We start from the raw sequence: 18,706 nt of genomic DNA, 5'->3' as shown, positions 1-18,706 counted from the left end.
TAAAATAAAAAAGAAAAAAAACGATTCGTTTTTTTTTACCCTTTTTACTAAATCGTTTTAGTAAATTTTAGACAGAATGACTGGAAAAACAAGTAATTTTTTTGATCTGTTTACTATATCGATTTCTTGAAATACAAGAGTGAAAACATGACTATTAAACCATAGTATTTATGAGGTGGAGATCTCTGAATACCATATTGAATTGAGTTCGAATTTTATTAATTATTAAAAACAATCACGTTAAACAAAATCAAACAAATAACCAAAAAAAAATGCTTATGAAACGAATATTGGCAGTGTTAGGAATGGTGTTGTTAAGCAGCTTAGGTGCTGTGGCGCAAAACCGATTAATAACAGGCATAGTGGCTGATGCAGAGAACAAGGGAATTGTTGCCGCATCGATTGAGGTTCAGGGAAAACCATTTAGCGCAATTACAGACGCTGAAGGCCGATTTAAAATGAATGTACCGGAAGGAAAAGTGACATTAAATGTGTCTTCTATAGGTTTTGGATCCAAACAAGTAGTACTTCAGGAAAATGAAAACAGAGTTTCGGTTGTATTAATCGAAAATACACAGGAATTAAAAGATGTTGTAGTAACTTCATTTGGAGTTAAAAAACAAAAGAAAAGTTTAGGATACGCAGTTGGAGAATTAAAAGGAGAAGAACTAACAAAAAACAAGGAAATAAACTTAGGAAATGCGCTTCAGGGAAAAATTGCCGGAGTTAACGTTTCTGCGCCGGTTTCAGGACCATCAGGTTCCAGCCGTGTTGTAATTCGTGGAGCAACATCGGCTTCAGGACTTAACCAGCCTTTGTATGTTGTAGACGGAATACCAATTGATAACAGCCAGCAAGGAAACGCGGGAATGTATGGTGGAGCTGATAAAGGAGACGGAATGTCGTCTTTTAATCCGGATGATATTGCTTCTATGTCAGTATTAAAAGGTAGTGCTGCTTCGGCTCTTTACGGGTACAGAGGATCAAATGGCGTTATCTTGATTACGACTAAAAAAGGAAAAAGTGGAACAGGAATTGGAGTAGATTTTAGTACAAATTCTACATTTAATACACCAGTAAGTCTTTTGCACTGGCAAGATCAATACGGAGCGGGAGCGCCTGTAGATGGTGTAGCTACAAGATTTACAGATTTACAGGAACTTAGAGATTCTTACTATTTTGCATGGGGTGATAAATATGACGGAACGCCTTCGCTTGCGCTTGACGGAACTACAAAACCATATCAGGCTTATGGAAAAGACAACGTTAAAAACTTTTATAGAACAGGATATTCTTATAGTAATACTTTAGCAATTTCTGGTGGAAATGAAACGACTAATTTCAGATTGTCTTTCGGAAATACTAAAGACGAGTCTATTTTACCGGGAACTAACTTTGGCAGAAATAATATTGCTTTGAGTTTGAATTCGGCTGTAAACAAAAAAATTAGCGTAGAAACCAACGCTCAATATGTTACAGAAAAAAGTCATAACAGACCTTATTTGAATGACTCTCCAAGAAATGCCTCTTTCCCAACGACTTTCCTGACGCCGGGAACAGACATTAGATCGATAAATAATGCTTATGATGAAAATGGAGGTGAAGCAGATTATTTTGGTGCAAACACCTACCAGACAAATCCATATTTTGCAACTCAACAAGATTTGAATGATGACCTTAGAAAACGTTTTATAGGTTCTGCAAAAGTAAATTATAACATTACAGATAAAATTTATGCAAAAGGGGTTATTGGTATTGATGATCTTAATTATGAATATACTGAAATTGAGCCTACAGGAATCAACTACAATCCTGGAGGATCTTATGAAAACAGAGTCGAAAGCCGTTCAGAATATAATGCGTCTGGTTATTTAGGATACAAAGGTGATATCGTTAAAAACCTTTCTTTAGATGCTTTCGTTGGAGCTAACCGTCAACACAACAGATATAGCGGAATCAAAATGAAAGGAAATAATTTTATTGTTCCGTTCAAATATTTCTACGGAAATACACAACCGGATAAAACCGAAAAATTGTTTTCAGAAAGTGAAGTAAATTCTCTTTTTTATTCTGCTGATTTAGGATACAAAGATTTCTTATATGTAAGTTTAACAGGACGTGAAGATTGGTTCTCAACTTTAGATCCGTCAAGCAACAGCACTTTTTATCCATCTGTAAGTACAAGTTTTATTTATTCTGAAGTAATTGGATTACCGGAATGGATGTCTTACGGTAAATTAAGAGCAGGTTGGGGTAATGTAGGAGGAGCTTTGCCGGACGCATATGCTTTGTCATTGACTTACACTGCGCCAGACGGACAAACTGATGCTCAGGGACAACCAATTTTAGGTGTAAATGGCGAAACAGTTCCTAACAGAACTTTAAAACCATACAATGTAAGTACAATTGAATTTGGTTTCGAAAATACATTTTTCAATAACAGAGTTAGTACAGATTTGACTTTCTATCAAAAGAAAACTACAAATGATATTACTGATGCTGATATTTCTCAGGCTTCTGGTTATAGAACTACAAAAATCAACGTAGGGGAAATCATGAACAAAGGAGTTGAATTTGCAGTAAATGTAAAAGCAATTAAAACGCCAAATTTCACTTGGAATGTAGGATATAATTTTGCTTATAATAATAGTGAAGTACTTAATCTTTCGGATAAAATCACAACAAAATCATTAGAAGGAAACAGAGATGCAAGAGCTTCTGTGGTTCTGGAAAAAGGGCAGCCTTTTGGAGTAATCAAAGCATATGATTATTTAAGAGATGCACAAGGAAATGTTGTATTAGATACAAATGGAAAATTCATGAGAGGCGATTTGATTATTGCAGGACAAGGTGTTGCACCAACTTCAATGGGACTTTCAAATGATTTCTCTTATAAAAATTTCACACTTTCAATTTTCGTAGATGCTAAATTTGGAGGAGAAATCTATTCGGCTACAAACCAGTTAGGAACTCGTTACGGATTATCTGAGCAAACACTTCCGGGTCGTGAAGGAGGAGTTGCCGTAAGCGGAAAAGATATTAACGGAAACGCGGTAAACACAACAGTTTCTGCATATGATTACTGGAGAAGTTATAGTGATGTGACATCAAATTTTGTTTACGATGCTGATTTTGTGAAGTTAAGAGCAATTTCTTTTAGCTATAATTTCCCAAAAACATATTTGTCAAAAACTCCGTTTCAGTCAATTAGTTTAGCATTTTCTGCTCATAATTTATGGACAATTTATGATAAAGTGCCAAATATTGACCCAGAGTCAAACTATTCAAATAGTAATGCACAAGGACTTGAAAGAGCTTCAATGCCTTTGACAAGAAACTACGGTGTAACTCTTAATGTCAAATTTTAATAATTGAAAGATGAAAAATAAATTTATAAAAATATTCTGTATCGCAATTGTTGGTGCAATGACATTAACTTCATGCGATAAAGGATTCGAGGAAATGAATACGAATCCAAACGCTTTGACAGATCCGGCTGTAAAATCAATGTATACACTTGCTGAGATTTATGTTGACGGACAAGATTTCTCTAATACAAGAGGCAATAATTATTACGCAGCTCAAATCGTACAACAATTTTCTTCATTAGGAGGTCCGGGTTCAAAATATACCTACTCGTCTGAATATTCAGGTTCACTTTTTGGAGAATCATACGGTAAAGGATTGAATCAGATTTTCCAGTTATTGTCTGTTGTAAAAGACACGCCGGAGAACTCAAATATGATTCAGTCTCTTAGAATCATGAAAGTATTCATGTTTCAAAAATTGACAGATACTTATGGTGAAATTCCTTATTTCGAAGCAGGAAAAGGATATAACGGAAATGTTTTTGCCCCAAAATATGACACACAAGAAGCGATCTACAATGACCTTTTAAAAGAATTAGACGAAGCCGGTGATGCTCTTGATGCAAACAAAGCATTTGTAGGCAACGCTGATTTGTATTACCAAAGTGATGTTGCAAAATGGAAAAAACTGGCAAACTCCTTAATGTTGAGAGTTGCAATGCGTTTATCAAAAGTAAACCCTGCAAAAGCACAACAATATGTTGAAAAAGCTGTTGCCAAAGGAGTTTTTACATCAAATGATGATAGCCTTGTTTTAAAACATGATGCAGGTCCGGCGGGAGTAAAAACAAACCCGATCACATCTTCATGGGTTAGAAATGATTTAAATGGAGGAGATGGAAATGTAAAGTTCAGTAAAACATATATTGATTTCCTAAAAAATAATAACGATCCACGTTTAAGAATCTATGCAAAATTAGAAGCAACAGGAGATAATTCACCAGCAAGCCAGCAAGGTTTAGCAAATGATGCAAAAGAATTTCCAGGTGGAGATAAAAAGTTATTCTCAGATCCTAATACCTCAACAGTATTACGTTTAGATGCACCAACTTTAATCATGTCTTATGCTGAGGTAAAATTTATATTAGCAGAAGCAGCTGTAAAAGGCTGGAATGTGGGCGGAACCGCTCAAACACATTATGAAGGCGGAGTAAAAGCAGCAATGGATATCCTGACTATTTTTGGAGATAAAGTACCTGCCGTTTCAACTACAGAATACAACGCATATATCGCGGCTCATCCGTTTAAAATTGCTGGAACTGAAGCTGAAAAAATCGAACAAATTATTACTCAAAAATGGGTTGTATTGTTGTTCAACGGTTTTGAAGCATTTTCAGAATACAGAAGAACAGGATATCCGGCGATCGTTCCTGTAAATGATCCTACGGGAGAAACAAAAGGAACAGTTCCAAGAAGATTAATTTATGATCAGTCAGAATTAATAACAAATGCGGCTAATTATAAAGAAGCAATTTCACGTCAGGGGTTGGATTTAATGACAACCAGAATTTGGTGGGATAAACAATAATTAATTTGGTTAGGTTAGTTTTAAATAAGTCGGGTGCAATACCTGTCGCCCGGCTTATTTTCTATTTTGATTTTCATTAAATTAGAAGTTTATATCAGAAAAACGTTCAAATTTTTTAAAACCCTTTTTTTCGCAACAGACAAAATTGCTTTTGCTGAAAAAGATGGAATTATTTTCAAAAGAACAAATAAAATGATAGAAATTTTTTAAGATTTAGAAAAAATCAGAAATCTAAAATCTACAATCAAAAATCTAAAATTGAGCTTGGCAGCCGTAAAAAAGGGAAATGATTTCTGGATATTTTGTTAGTTACTTTTATCTGTAATAAAAACCTAAAGAGAAGGAATGGAGATGAAAATCAATTTTCCTTCTTCAACTGCCAAACAATAAAAATATAATAATTTATTATTCAGTTAGAATGAAGTATACAAAAAATGTTTATTGGTTTTTGAGCGTTTGTCTTGCAAGTTTTTCATTTGTGGCAAGTGCTCAAAATATTGATATACAAAAAGGCTGGGAATATCGCGAAACCAAAACTACAAAATGGTATCCTGCAACAGTTCCGGGAGAAATACATACAGATTTGTTGAATAACAAATTAATTCCGGACCCATTTTATAGAGACAATGAAAAAAAACTCGTTTGGATAGAAAAGAAAGATTGGGAATATAAAACCACTTTTAACGTAAGTCCGGCAACGCTAAATAAAAAAAATGCCGAATTAGTTTTTGACGGATTAGATACTTATGCAACAGTTTACCTCAACAATCAACTGGTTTTAAAAGCCGATAATATGTTCCGTCAATGGCGGGTTGATGTTAAAAAACTAATTAAATCAGGAAATAATGATTTAGTTGTAGTATTTAAATCGGCACAAAATGTAGTGGATTCCCTTGCTAAAAAAGATTTCCCGTTTGTGATTCCGGATAATCCCCGTGCTTATGTGCGTAAAGCGCAATATCATTTTGGATGGGATTGGGGACCAAAATTCACCACTTGCGGAATTTGGAAAACACCTAGATTAGAAGCATACGACGAAAAAACTCCTGAGAAACCATACGTACTAGATCGCAAAATCGAACTGGTACAACAACCTGATAATCTTGGTAAAACATTCTATTTTAAAATAGATGGAAAACCGGTTTATATGAAAGGGGTGAATTATATTCCGTCAGATGCATTTCTTTCCAGAGTCACCAAAAAAGAATATGAAAAAGTAATTGGAATGGCAAAAGATGCCAACATGAATATGCTTCGTGTTTGGGGCGGAGGAATTTATGAAGACGATTATTTTTATGATTTATGCGATAAAAACGGAATCTACGTGTGGCAGGATTTTATGTTTGCCGGAACGATGATACCGGGCGATGATGCTTTTTTTGATAATGTAAAAAAAGAAGTTCAGTATCAGGTAAAACGTTTACGCCATCATAAAAGCATTGTTTTATGGTGCGGAAACAATGAAATCGACGAAGCCTTTAAAGATTGGGGATGGCAAAAAAGTATGAAAATGTCCAAGCAGGATTCCACAAGATTATGGAAAGATTATGTTCGTTTGTTTCAGGATTCAATTCCAAAATGGGTAAAAGAAGTCGATACAAAACGACCATACATAAGTTCATCGCCATTATTTCATTGGTCCAGAGAAAAAAGTATTACCGAAGGCGACAGTCATTATTGGGGAACCTGGTGGGGATTAGAAGATGTAGAAAAGGTTCAGGGAAAAACAGGACGTTTTGTGAGCGAATACGGAATGCAGGCAATGCCAACATATTCCTCAATCGAAAAATTTACATTGCCGGAAGACCGATATTTATATTCGGATATTTTGCAGGCACATCAAAAAGCCGGAAAAGGATTCCTGAAATTAGATTCGTATCTTAACCGATATTTCATTGATTCGACCAAAATAAAGAAAATGAATGTTGAGGATTATTCGTATCTCACGCAATGTTTACAGTATTATTCCCTTAAAAACATTATAGGAATTCATCGGTCAAAAGCGCCATATAATATGGGAACATTAGTCTGGCAACTCAACGATTGCTGGCCCGTAGCAAGCTGGAGCGTAACAGATTATTATGACCGACAACCCAAAGCTGCCTGGTATGCCATGAAAGAAGCGTATCGGGATGATATCAAACCGGAAATTGATTTAACACGTCCGATAGATTTAAAACTCGAAGACCCAAAAATAACTTTTGAAATAAAAGGAAACAAACTGATTTTGAAAGCTTCAAAATTTGCAAAATATGTAAATGTTTCCATAAAAGGATATACCGGAAAATGGAGCGATAATTATTTTGATCTAAAAGCAGGCGAAGAAAAAGCAATCACGTTTGAAGGGAAAATTCTGAAGCCGGAAGTGAAAATTTATTCTTTATATGAGGTTTTAGGAAAGTACTAAGTTTCTAAGGTTTAGGTACAAAGGTTCAAAGGAACAAAGCGACAAAGGTTTTTGTAGAGGCGCACAGCAGTGCGTCTTTAGGTTCAAAGGAACAAAGGTTTTTCCGTTGAGGCGCATAGCGACAAAAGTTCTCGTAGAGGTGCACAGCAATTCGTCTAAAGGTTCAAGGGAACAAAGGTTTTTCCGTAAGGCGCACAGCGACAAAGGTTCTCCGTAGAGGCGCACAGCAGTGCGTCTTAGGTTCAAAGATTAAAAAAAATCTGTGTAAAACCCGTTTAACCCGTGTCATCCGTGGCCCATCCAAACAAATAAAAAAATAAAATATGTTTATAAAATATAACAAAATAGTTTTCAGCGGAATCATTGCTTTAAACCTATTGTTCGTAAATCCTGCAATTTCGCAGGAAAAGAAAGCAAAACAAAACAATTTAGATTACACCCAATATGTAAATCCGTTTATAGGATCTGCGGGACATGGGCATGTATTTGTTGGCGCGAATGTACCTTTTGGCGCAGTACAATTAGGACCTGTAAATGTTTTTGAAGGCTGGGATTGGTGCAGCGGATACAATTATGCGAGTAATACCATTTTAGGATTCACACATACACATTTAAGCGGAACAGGAATTGGTGATTTAAACGATATTCTGTTATTGCCCGTATCTGGAAAAGTTCCACTTACAAAAGGAACAAAAGAAGATATGGCAACAGGTTACGGCTCGTACTTCTCACATAAAAACGAAGTAAGCAAACCTGGATATTACAGCGTTTTATTAGATAAATATAAAATCAAAGCCGAATTAACGTCAAGCGAAAGAGTCGGTTTTCATAAATACACTTTTAATACTACAACAGATAATCACGTTTTGTTAGATCTTGCTGATGGAATAGGATGGGACAAACCCGTAAAAACCTTCATTAAAAAAATCAATGAAACTACACTTGCCGGATATCGATATTCTGCGGGTTGGGCGGCAGATCAACGCATCTTTTTTACGATGGAATTTTCTGAACCAATTTCTAATATAATGCTTTATGATGATAAAACATCGGTAAAAGGAAATGAAGGTGAAGGGTTAAAAATGAAAGCAGTTTTAGATTTTACCACTTTAAAAAACAAACAAGTCTTAGTAAAAGTCGGAATTTCTCCGGTAAGTTCTGAGAATGCTGCTGCGAATATAAAAGCTGAGATTCCGGGTTGGGATTTTGATGCCGTAGTAAAAGAAGCGACTTCAAAATGGAACAAAGAATTAAACAAAATTCAGATCAAAGCAGACGATAAAACCATGAAAGTTTTTTATACTGCAATGTATCACACCATGTTTGCGCCATCGATTTTTAATGATGCAAACGGAGATTACAGAGGAACGGATAAAAAAGTATACGAAAAAGCATATTTCACGAACTACACGACTTTTTCACTTTGGGACACGTACCGAGCTTTACATCCTTTATATACGATTACACAACCGGATAAAATCAATGATATTGTTAAATCATTTTTGGCAATCTACGAGCAACAAGGACGATTACCTGTTTGGCATTTAATGGGGAACGAAACCAATACAATGAACGGAAATCACTCGATCGCTGTTATTGTAGATGCTTACATGAAAGGTTATAGAGATTATGATACAGCATTAGCATACGAAGCCATTAAAAAAACAGCGATGCAAACACGTGACGGAATGGATTATGTTCAGAAATTAGAATATATCCCAGCCGATAAAATGCTGGAATCTGTTGGAAATGCTTTAGAATATGCTATCGACGATTATTGCGTAGCACAAATGGCAAAATCTTTAGGTAAAACCGATGATTATAATTACTTCACAAAAAGAGCCAATTTGTACAAATTGTATTTCGATAAAGAAACCACATTTATGAGAGGAAAATTGACGGATGGAAATTGGAGAACACCATTTAATCCGCTTTCATCAGCGCATCGTAAAGATGATTATGTAGAGGGAAATGCGTGGCAATATACTTGGTTAGTTCCTCAGGATCCATACGGTTTAATTGAATTATTTGGAAGTGGAGATAAATTTTTAGCCAAATTAGATTCACTTTTCTTAATCACAGATAAAGTCGAAGGCGAAGAAGTTTCTCCGGATATTAGTGGCTTAATTGGACAATATGCACAAGGAAATGAGCCAAATCACCATATTCCATATCTTTATGCTTATGCAGGGCAACCGTGGAAAACAGCAAAATTAATCCGTGAAATCGATGATAAATTCTACTCCACAAAACCGGACGGATTATGCGGAAACGAAGATTTAGGACAAATGTCTGCTTGGTATGTTTTTTCTTCAATGGGATTTTATTCGGTTAATCCGGCAAATGGAATTTATGTTTTAGGAAGTCCGCTTGTAAATACCGCAACAATTCATCATAAACAAGGGATTTCATTTACATTGAATGCCGTAAACAATAGCAAAACAAATATCTATATTCAAAAAGCAGAATACAACGGAAAACCGTATACAAAATCCTTCATCACACATGAAATGATTGTAAAAGGAGGCGAATTAAAATTGTATATGGGGAATAAACCGTCAACAACTTTTGGAGTAAAAAAAGAAGACAGGCCGCTTTAGGGAGTTTTCAGTTTTCAGTCGCAGTTTCCTAACAGGTTTTTAAAACCTGTTAGGTATGATTTAGAATATAGACTCACGTCTTTGCATTTTAGAATAAATACATAATATACCTAACAGGTTTTATCCCGAGGCTTCGGGACTGTTAGAATAACAAATAGAGATATGAAAATAAAGAGTTTAATTTTTTTAGGACTAATACAATTTTGTGTTACAACAAATGCACAAGTTAAAACTTTAGATCCTGTAGAATATGTAAATCCTTTAATGGGAACACAATCTTTGCATAGTCTTTCAAACGGAAATACCTATCCGGCAATTTGCCGACCTTGGGGAATGAATTTCTGGACACCTCAAACCGGTAAAATGGGCGATGGATGGGCATATATTTATACAGCCGAAAAAATTAGAGGATTCAAACAAACGCATCAGCCTTCGCCGTGGATGAACGATTACGGACAGTTTTCAATCATGCCCGTAACAGGTAAATTAAGTTTTATTGAAGAAGAAAGAGGAAGCTGGTTCAGTCATAAAGCTGAGGTTTCCAAGCCCTATTATTACAGCGTTTATCTTGCCGATTATGATGTTAAAACGGAAATTACAGCAACAGAAAGAGCAGCTCATTTTCAGATTACATTTCCTGAAAATGAGCAATCTTCAATTGTAATCGATGCTTTTGATAAAGGTTCTTATATCAAAATTATTCCGTCAGAAAATAAAATTATAGGTTATACAACCCGCAATAGTGGAGGAGTTCCGCAAAATTTCAGAAACTATTTTGTGTTACAATTCGATAAGCCATTTGCAACCAATTATACTTGGCACGATAAAGTTTTAGAAAAAGATAAACTGGAATTAACAGACAATCACGTTGGCGCAGTAGTTGGTTTTAAAACCAAAAAAGGAGAAATCGTAAACGTAAAAGTTTCGTCTTCATTTATTAGCCAGGAACAAGCTGAATTAAATTTAGCAACCGAATTAGGAAAAGCTTCTTTTAACGAAACCGTAGCCGAATCTAAAAAAGAATGGAATAAAGTGCTGGGAAAACTAACTGCCGAAGGTGGAACCAATGAACAATTAAAAACATTCTATTCATGTTTATACCGCACCGCTTGTTTTCCGCAAAAGCAATACGAAGTAAATGCAAAAGGCGAAATTGTACATTACAGCCCGTATAACGGACAAGTTTTGCCGGGTTATATGTTTGCAGGAACAGGATTTTGGGACACTTTTCGTGCTTTATATCCTTTGTTGAATTTAGTTTATCCTTCGATAAATAAAGAAATGCAGGAAGGATTAATCAACGATTATAAAGAAGGCGGATTTTTGCCGGAATGGTCAAGTCCGGGATTCAGAAATGTAATGGTTGGAAATAATTCAGCTTCTGTAGTTGCTGATGCTTATATCAAGGGATTACGTGGTTATGACATTAACAAATTGTACGAAGCTTTATTGCACGGCGCCAATAATGAAGGTCCACTTGAAGCTGTAGGAAGAAAAGGAGTAGGATATTACAACACTTTAGGTTATGTTCCTTATGATGTAAAAATCAACGAAAATGCCGCCCGAACATTAGAATATGCTTATGACGATTTTACGATTTGGAAATTGGCGAAAGCCTTAAACCGTCCAAAAAAAGAAATTAGTTTATACGAAAAACGAATGATGAATTATAAGAATCTTTATAATCCTGAAATTGGTTTAATGAGCGGTAGAAATAAAGACGGAAGTTTTCCGAAAAATTTCAATCCGTTTAAATGGGGCGATGCTTTTACCGAAGGAAACGCGTGGCATTACAGCTGGAGTGTTTTTCATGACATTCATGGTTTGATCGATTTAATGGGCGGCGAAAAAAAATTCACCGCTAAATTAGACGCTGTTTTTACAACTCCGCCAGTTTTTGATGATAGTTATTACGGATCAGTAATTCATGAAATCCGCGAAATGCAAATCATGAATATGGGACAATATGCACACGGAAATCAGCCAATTCAGCACATGATTTATTTGTATAATTATGCTGGCGAACCCTGGAAAACACAATATTGGTCGAGAGAAGTAATGAACCGTTTGTACAAACCAACGCCTGACGGATATTGCGGAGACGAGGATAACGGACAAACTTCTGCCTGGTATGTTTTCTCAGCAATGGGATTTTATCCGGTTTGTCCGGGAACAGAAGAATACGTTCTTGGCGCGCCATTATTTAAGAAACTTACTTTGCGATTAGAAAACGGAAAACAACTGGTTATAAATGCTCCAAATAATTCTGAAGACAATAAATATGTTCAGGAATTAAAATGGAATAATGCAACTCATACTAAAAATTATATCAACCATTTTGATGTATTAAAAGGCGGAGAATTCAATTTTGAAATGAGCAGCAAACCTAATTTACAACGAGGAACTACAGCAAGTTCATATCCATATTCTTATTCAACTTCAAAATAATACTATGCAATCACGTAGAAAATTTATAAAAAACACAGGGATTTTTTCAGCAGGATTATTGGCACTTCAAACGGATGTTTTTGCGATGAAATCAAATACTTTTAATTTTGCTATTAAAGATTTTATTACAAAAAGACCAGCGTTAGCCGAAAGAAAATTTACCAGTAAAGCCGTTGAAGCAGCAATTGTAAGAATCAAAAAGCAAATAGCAAATCCGGAATTGGCGTGGTTGTTTGAAAACTGTTTTCCTAATACATTAGATACAACCGTAGATTTTGAAATCATCGACGGAAAACCTGATACTTATGTAATTACAGGAGATATTGATGCAATGTGGTTACGTGATAGTACAGCTCAAATTTGGCCGTATATTCCGTTTGTAAAAGAAGATAAAAAACTGGCCGAACTGGTAAAAGGCGTAATCAATCGTCAGGCAAAATGCATTTTATTAGATCCTTATGCAAATGCTTTTTACAAAGATTTCACACAAGTAAGCGAGTGGAAAAATGACATAACCAAAATGCAGCCGGGAATTCACGAGCGCAAATGGGAAATTGACAGTTTGTGTTATCCGATACGATTAGCGCACGGATATTGGAAGGAAACCGGAGATATAAGCATGTTTGACAGTAAGTGGAAAGAAGCAATGCTTTTAATTTTAAAGACTTTCAAAGAGCAACAACGCTGGACAGATAAAGGGCCATATAATTTCCAGCGCGTTACGGGCTGGGCTACAGATGGCGTGCCTTTAGGAGGTTACGGTTATCCTGTAAAACCCTGCGGATTAATCGTTTCGACTTTTAGACCAAGTGATGATAGTACGTTGTTTGGATATTTGATTCCGAGTAATATGTTTGCCATTGAAGTACTTGGATATCTTCAGGAAATATTCTCATTGCCGGCATTAAAAGATGCTAATTTAGTTGCTAAAGCAAAAGAATTGCAACAACAAGTTCAAAAAGGATTAGAAGAAAACGGAATCATCGAACATCCAAAATTCGGAAGAATAATTGCTTTTGAAGTCAACGGTTACGGAAGTTTCCATATGATGGATGATGCCAATGTTCCTTCGTTATTATCATTGCCATATTTAGGCGCGATTGAACCGGATAATCAGCTTTATTTGAATACACGTAAAGTAGTACTTTCAGAAAATAATCCGTTTTTCTATAAAGGAAAAGCAGGCGAGGGCGTTGGCGGACCACATACCGGGACAGATACCATCTGGCCAATGAGTATTGTTTTAAGAGCGATTACAAGTGTGGACGAAAAAGAAATAAAAGCGTGTATTAGCAATTTGATCAAAACAAATGCCGACACAGGATTTATGCACGAATCTTTCCATAAAGATGATGTAGCCAAATTTACCCGAAAATGGTTTGCGTGGGCGAATACACTTTTTGGCGAAATGATCGTTCACACCAGCATTCATTATCCTGAAATTTTAAAAGACAAAAACATTTAAAAAACTAAATATAGTACCATTAAGAAATTAAGAAAAATTAAGTTTTTCTGGAATAGAGAAAATTTTTTACCATTAAGAGATTAAGAAAAGTTAAGCAGTTAGACTTAATAACTTAATCTCTTAATGGTGAAAGAAAAATAAAACTAAATTTTTCTTAATCTTTATAATGGTTCAATTCCAAAAAAAATAAGAATGAATAAAGCATATGCCGTTGGATTGGATATTGGAGGAACACATATCACCGCAGCGATTATAGATATTGTAGACATGAAAGTGATTGATTTTTCATTGCACAAAGAGTCATTTGATTCTAATTTGCCGGTGGAAGAAGTAATGAGTATTTGGGAAAAAGCAATTAAGACTTCGATAGAAAATTCAAAAGCAAAAAATATAGTAGGATTAGCCGCTTGTATGCCGGGACCATTTGATTATGAAAACGGAATTTGCTGGATAAAAGACCAATCTAAATACGAGCATTTTTACGGATTGAATGTTCGGTATTTATTTCAGGGAACACTAAATCTTTCTAGTGATTTTCCGATTCTTTTTGAAAACGATGCGGTTTGTTTTGGTAAAGGCGAAGTTTTTAAAAACGCAGAAAACCTTTCTAAAAAAGTAATGGCAATCACACTTGGTACAGGACTTGGAGCTTGTTTTATTGACAAAGGAGTTTCAATTTCTTCCGGAAATTTAGTTCCAACAGACGGAGAAATTTACAATCTTCCTTTTAAAAACGGAATTGCCGAAGATTACGTTTCGGCACGCGGACTTTTGGCTAAATATTTCGCTTTAAGCGGAAAAAAATTAAATAATTGTCTCGAACTTTTTAATTTGGCTAAAGCCGAAGATCAATTGGCAATAAAATCATTCGAAGAAATGGGAGAAGATTTGGCCGAAATTGTAATTCCGTGGTTAGAAAAATTCTCCGCCGATAGTTTTATAATAGGAGGGAAAATTGCAAACGCAAGCGAGTTTTTCTTGCCCGTTTTCAATAAAAAAATAAAAGAATCAGGAAGTAATGTAACTGTTTCTGTTTCTACAGATAATGAAATCGCAGCTTTATTAGGAGCAACAAGTTTGTTATATACGGCTTAGATTTTAAGTCCCAGCGGGACGTTATATTTATAGAAAATTATTTTTCCCAAAGGAAACCCGCGGCGGCGGATGGTGTTTTAGTTATCAAAAAGATAAATTATAGATGTCGCTCCGATGGAGCTTTACCTGGAAAAACATTTATATTGGCTATAAATATTGCGCTCCGATGGAGCTTTTAATAATAAAATTAAATATATTGCTTATACAATTTAGTAACATTTTATCAAAGATGTAAACAGACTTGATCAAAATCTGAAGTTAGTAAAATTAGGTTAATAAAATAGATATGACAAATTCAAATCGCAGGAATTTTATAAAAACGGCAGCAATAGCTTCGGTAGCTGTCGCGTTGCAATCTTTTAATTCTGATTCAGAAGAAGAAAAAGTATTCGATTCTAAAAAAGTAAAGAAACCAATTGTACTTTCAACATGGCGATTTGGAATTCAGGCAAATGAAGCTGCTTGGGAAGTACTTAAAAATAAAGGAACTGCACTTGACGCTGTCGAAGCCGGAGTTAAAATTCCCGAAGGTGATCCCAAAGAAAGAAGCGTAGGTTACGGCGGACGTCCCGATAGAGATGGTCGTGTAACGTTAGACGCTTGTATTATGGATGAAAATGCCAATATAGGATCTGTTGCTTGTTTAGAATATATAAAACACCCAATCTCAGTTGCGAGAGCCGTTATGGAAAAAACGCCACATGTAATGTTAGTTGGTGATGGCGCTTTGCAATTTGCTTTATCACAAGGTTTCAAAAAGGAAAACTTATTGGTTGAAGAATCTGAAAAGGAATGGAAAGAATGGCTGAAAGATAGTAAATACAAGCCAATTGCGAATATCGAAAATCATGATACAATAGGTATGATTGCGCTTGATGCAAACGGAAATCTTTCTGGCGCATGTACCACAAGCGGAATGGCGTTTAAAATGCACGGACGAGTAGGAGATTCGCCCATTATAGGAGCAGGTTTATATGTCGATAACGAAATTGGCGCAGCAACCGCAACAGGTCACGGCGAAGAAGTAATTAGAATTTCGGGTTGTCATCTTGTTGTAGAATTAATGCGACAAGGAAAATCTCCTCAAAAAGCATGCGAAGAAGCCGTTGCCAGAATCGTGAAATTAACCAAAAACCGAAACAAAGATTTAAAAGATATTCAGGTTGGTTTTATTGCCTTAAACAAAGCCGGAGAATATGGTTCATATTGCGTTCAGGGCGGTTTTAATTACGCCGTCTATGATGATACAGGAAACAAATTAATCGATGCCGAATATTTTCTGAAATAATTATTGGTTAGCTCTCAACAGAGTTAATTGTTTTTTTTAAATGCGTATTTGGTCTTTTGATCTTTGCGCATTTTTTTTGATGTTTTGAAATGAGATAAATGTTTGACGCAAATTATTTGTAATTATTTAGAATTTGGTCAAACCGAAAAATAAAGCTAATTTGGTTCCCAGCCACTTATAATATTTCCCGACATTTTAATAAAATTCTAAAAAATGAAAATACAATTTCTGATATCCTTATCATTTACATTACTTATTGCGTGTCCCCAAGAGGTTATTTGTCAGCAAAAGTCAAAAGCGACATTGACTAAGGAATCTATAAAACTTGAAACAGATAGTATTTTTGATAAGCTGGTTAAAATCAGAAGAGACTTTCATGAAAATCCTGAATTAGCAGGAAATGAAATCCAAACGCAACAAAAGATAAAACAATATTTGCTTGATTTAGGACTTGAAGTTGAAACAAATATTTATGGTTACGGCGTTGTAGGGATTTTAAAAGGAGAAAAAAAAGGGCGAAAAATTGCTTGGCGCACTGAGATGGACGCACTTCCGAATGACTTTGCCGATGATGTTGATTTTAAATCTAAAATAAAAAATGTTCAGCATGGTTGTGGTCACGACATTCATATGGCAATTGGACTGGGAATAGCCGAAGTTCTGGCAAGAAATAAAAAATCGCTAAACGGAACTGTATATTTTATTTTTCAGCCTGAAGAAGAAACTTTTGTTGGAGCAAAAAAGATGATCGCCAATAATTTACTTTCAAAAATACAACCTGACGAAATTTATGGATTGCACATAACAGCATTGCCGGTTGGACAAATAATGGTAAAGCCAAATGAAATGTTTGCGTATCAAAAAAGAGTTCAAATTAAGCTTAAAGATCAATTGACGAAAGAACAATCAAAAGAACTCACAAAAAATATATACAATTCGCTGTCACGCACAATAGCCGGCACAAAGCCGTGGGAAGTGCAAAATATGAACGACCCAAAAAAGGGACTTACAAGTCCTGATACAGATTATAGGAATTACTTGATTATGGATCAGGATTTTAAAATATATTCTAAAAATAATCAACTTGTTCTGGACGCTTATTTGTATGAAACGAATTTATCTAACATAAAAAATATTATCCCAAAGATTACCCAAATAGTCGAAGCCAATTATAAAGATCAGCTTATTTCAGTTTCATTTACGCAGGAAAATCCAACAATTATGAACGACAAAAAATTGACGGAAATTGCAGTAAAAACACTGGATAACGTTTATGGAAAAGGATTTGTAAGTACAGATTATGGACAGTTTCCTTATTTTAATGATGATTTCGCCTATTTTCAACAAAAAAATCCGGGTGTTTACTTTTTTCTTGGAGGTTCAAATATCGAAAAAGGAGTTATTGCAATGAATCATGCTCCAAATTTTAAAGTTGATGAAACGTGTATAAAAATAGGAGTCGAAAGTTTTTCGTCCTTAATTGTAGAAAGACTTAAATAGAAATTATTGGTTACTTTTAAGATTTCTAAACATTCGCATAAGCGCAACGATAGCGCGGAAATTCTTTCCGTGCACGTTCCAATATTATTTAATGTGAAAATTTTTGTTTAAATTTATTTATATACTTTGTGGGCACGGATTGAAAATCCGCGCGATCGGATTTAAACAAGAAAATCTACATTATAGTTTTAAAATTTAAATAGTTCTATATAATCTACTTGCAATGCATTACATACTTTTTCTAAAGTTGAAAGTGTCGCATTTGCATTTCCTTTTTCCAATCTTGACATATTACTTTTTTCAAAATTGCATTTCGAAGCTAAATCCTGTTGAGAAATATTTTTCTCCATTCTAATTTCCTGAATTCGTTTTCCGACTTTTTGTTGTAGTGTTTGTTCCAAAATAAATTATCTTTTATGATAATTCAAATTTTGTTATATATTTGCCTAAGTTGGTTATCTTTTATGATAACTAAGAAGATAAATCAAAAAACAAAAGATAAATTCTTATGGAAATAAATGAAACTAAAAAGTTAGAGAATATTAGAAAACTAATTGCTCCTTATTTCAATACTTTAAAATCGGATAATGATAAATCAGATGATTGTAAGGCGCAAATTATGGCGGTAAATTATTATGAACTTGGCTGTGTCATTAGCAATCTGCTTAAAATGTGTATTTTTTCGCTTGATAATGAAGCGCACATTAGGTCAAGTACAAACAAAAATCCTATAAATGTTTCTCTTATTTTAGAAATGGTATTGGATATGTTTCCTTTGGACGAACTTGAACTTTTAGGCGAAATTAATCAAATTCTAAATGCAGAATCTCTCAGTATTATTAGTAATTCGACATTTTTTGTCATTCGACCAAAGGAATAAATCACCCAACCTTTACGCATAATAACCCGACAGGTTTTAAAAACATAAGTGTTCGGAAGATATTTTAAGTTGTATTAAATAGTGGTGATTTACTGGGATCTCCATCGCAGATTACCACTATTTCCTT

At 34.9% G+C, this 18,706-nt stretch carries 11 protein-coding genes; 10 read left to right on the top strand and 1 reads right to left on the bottom strand.

Going from position 1 to position 18,706, the window contains the following annotated elements:
• Positions 1–278 precede the first annotated feature (278 nt).
• The 9 genes from ACHZDT_RS06955 to ACHZDT_RS06915 all read left to right on the top strand — a co-directional run bounded on the left by ACHZDT_RS06955 (position 279) and on the right by ACHZDT_RS06915 (position 17,699).
• Positions 279–3,368, top strand: coding sequence for a SusC/RagA family TonB-linked outer membrane protein (locus ACHZDT_RS06955; protein WP_394773908.1), 3,090 nt, complete (start codon positions 279–281; stop codon positions 3,366–3,368).
• 10 nt (positions 3,369–3,378) lie between these two features.
• The gene (locus ACHZDT_RS06950) at positions 3,379–4,896 is read left to right on the top strand and encodes a SusD/RagB family nutrient-binding outer membrane lipoprotein (RefSeq protein ID WP_394773907.1); all 1,518 of its coding nucleotides are present in this window, start codon (positions 3,379–3,381) and stop codon (positions 4,894–4,896) included.
• A 418-nt stretch (positions 4,897–5,314) separates the two neighbouring features.
• Entirely contained in the window at positions 5,315–7,303 is a 1,989-nt protein-coding gene (locus ACHZDT_RS06945) for a glycosyl hydrolase 2 galactose-binding domain-containing protein (RefSeq protein WP_394773906.1), read from the top strand.
• A gap of 323 nt (positions 7,304–7,626) precedes the next feature.
• On the top strand, positions 7,627–9,903 hold the full coding sequence (locus tag ACHZDT_RS06940; RefSeq protein WP_394773905.1) for a GH92 family glycosyl hydrolase: 2,277 nt from the start codon (positions 7,627–7,629) through the stop codon (positions 9,901–9,903).
• Between the two features lie 162 nt (positions 9,904–10,065).
• On the top strand, positions 10,066–12,351 hold the full coding sequence (locus tag ACHZDT_RS06935; RefSeq protein ID WP_394773904.1) for a GH92 family glycosyl hydrolase: 2,286 nt from the start codon (positions 10,066–10,068) through the stop codon (positions 12,349–12,351).
• Between the two features lie 4 nt (positions 12,352–12,355).
• The gene (locus ACHZDT_RS06930; protein ID WP_394773903.1) at positions 12,356–13,816 is read left to right on the top strand and encodes a glycoside hydrolase family 125 protein; all 1,461 of its coding nucleotides are present in this window, start codon (positions 12,356–12,358) and stop codon (positions 13,814–13,816) included.
• A 192-nt stretch (positions 13,817–14,008) separates the two neighbouring features.
• Entirely contained in the window at positions 14,009–14,911 is a 903-nt protein-coding gene (locus ACHZDT_RS06925) for an ROK family protein (RefSeq protein ID WP_394773902.1), read from the top strand.
• A 286-nt stretch (positions 14,912–15,197) separates the two neighbouring features.
• The gene (locus tag ACHZDT_RS06920; protein ID WP_394773901.1) at positions 15,198–16,199 is read left to right on the top strand and encodes an isoaspartyl peptidase/L-asparaginase family protein; all 1,002 of its coding nucleotides are present in this window, start codon (positions 15,198–15,200) and stop codon (positions 16,197–16,199) included.
• A 213-nt stretch (positions 16,200–16,412) separates the two neighbouring features.
• Positions 16,413–17,699, top strand: a complete 1,287-nt coding sequence (locus ACHZDT_RS06915; RefSeq protein WP_394773900.1) for a M20 family metallopeptidase — start codon at positions 16,413–16,415, stop codon at positions 17,697–17,699.
• Between the two features lie 188 nt (positions 17,700–17,887).
• On the opposite strand, the gene ACHZDT_RS06910 is transcribed toward ACHZDT_RS06915, so the two are convergent.
• Complete coding sequence (locus tag ACHZDT_RS06910) at positions 17,888–18,100, bottom strand: helix-turn-helix domain-containing protein (RefSeq protein WP_394773899.1); 213 nt, start codon at positions 18,098–18,100, stop codon at positions 17,888–17,890.
• Between the two features lie 107 nt (positions 18,101–18,207).
• Here ACHZDT_RS06910 and ACHZDT_RS06905 point away from each other — a divergent pair, with 107 nt between their 5' ends.
• Entirely contained in the window at positions 18,208–18,579 is a 372-nt protein-coding gene (locus ACHZDT_RS06905) for a hypothetical protein (RefSeq protein ID WP_394773898.1), read from the top strand.
• Positions 18,580–18,706: the final 127 nt, after the last annotated feature.

The sequence above is a fragment of the Flavobacterium sp. genome, assembly GCF_043722275.1.
In the GTDB taxonomy this organism is placed as follows: Bacteria; Bacteroidota; Bacteroidia; order Flavobacteriales; family Flavobacteriaceae; genus Flavobacterium.
The sequence above is the reverse complement of the archived record's forward strand: the minus strand, read 5'-3'. Positions and strand labels throughout refer to the sequence as shown.

Bases quoted from the DNA above. Each gene is read 5' to 3' on its own strand.
- ACHZDT_RS06955 (WP_394773908.1), top strand. From the start codon at position 279: ATGAAACGAATATTGGCAGTGTTAGGAATGGTGTTGTTAAGCAGCTTA.
- ACHZDT_RS06950 (WP_394773907.1), top strand. From the start codon at position 3,379: ATGAAAAATAAATTTATAAAAATATTCTGTATCGCAATTGTTGGTGCA.
- ACHZDT_RS06945 (WP_394773906.1), top strand. From the start codon at position 5,315: ATGAAGTATACAAAAAATGTTTATTGGTTTTTGAGCGTTTGTCTTGCA.
- ACHZDT_RS06940 (WP_394773905.1), top strand. From the start codon at position 7,627: ATGTTTATAAAATATAACAAAATAGTTTTCAGCGGAATCATTGCTTTA.
- ACHZDT_RS06935 (WP_394773904.1), top strand. From the start codon at position 10,066: ATGAAAATAAAGAGTTTAATTTTTTTAGGACTAATACAATTTTGTGTT.
- ACHZDT_RS06930 (WP_394773903.1), top strand. From the start codon at position 12,356: ATGCAATCACGTAGAAAATTTATAAAAAACACAGGGATTTTTTCAGCA.
- ACHZDT_RS06925 (WP_394773902.1), top strand. From the start codon at position 14,009: ATGAATAAAGCATATGCCGTTGGATTGGATATTGGAGGAACACATATC.
- ACHZDT_RS06920 (WP_394773901.1), top strand. From the start codon at position 15,198: ATGACAAATTCAAATCGCAGGAATTTTATAAAAACGGCAGCAATAGCT.
- ACHZDT_RS06915 (WP_394773900.1), top strand. From the start codon at position 16,413: ATGAAAATACAATTTCTGATATCCTTATCATTTACATTACTTATTGCG.
- ACHZDT_RS06905 (WP_394773898.1), top strand. From the start codon at position 18,208: ATGGAAATAAATGAAACTAAAAAGTTAGAGAATATTAGAAAACTAATT.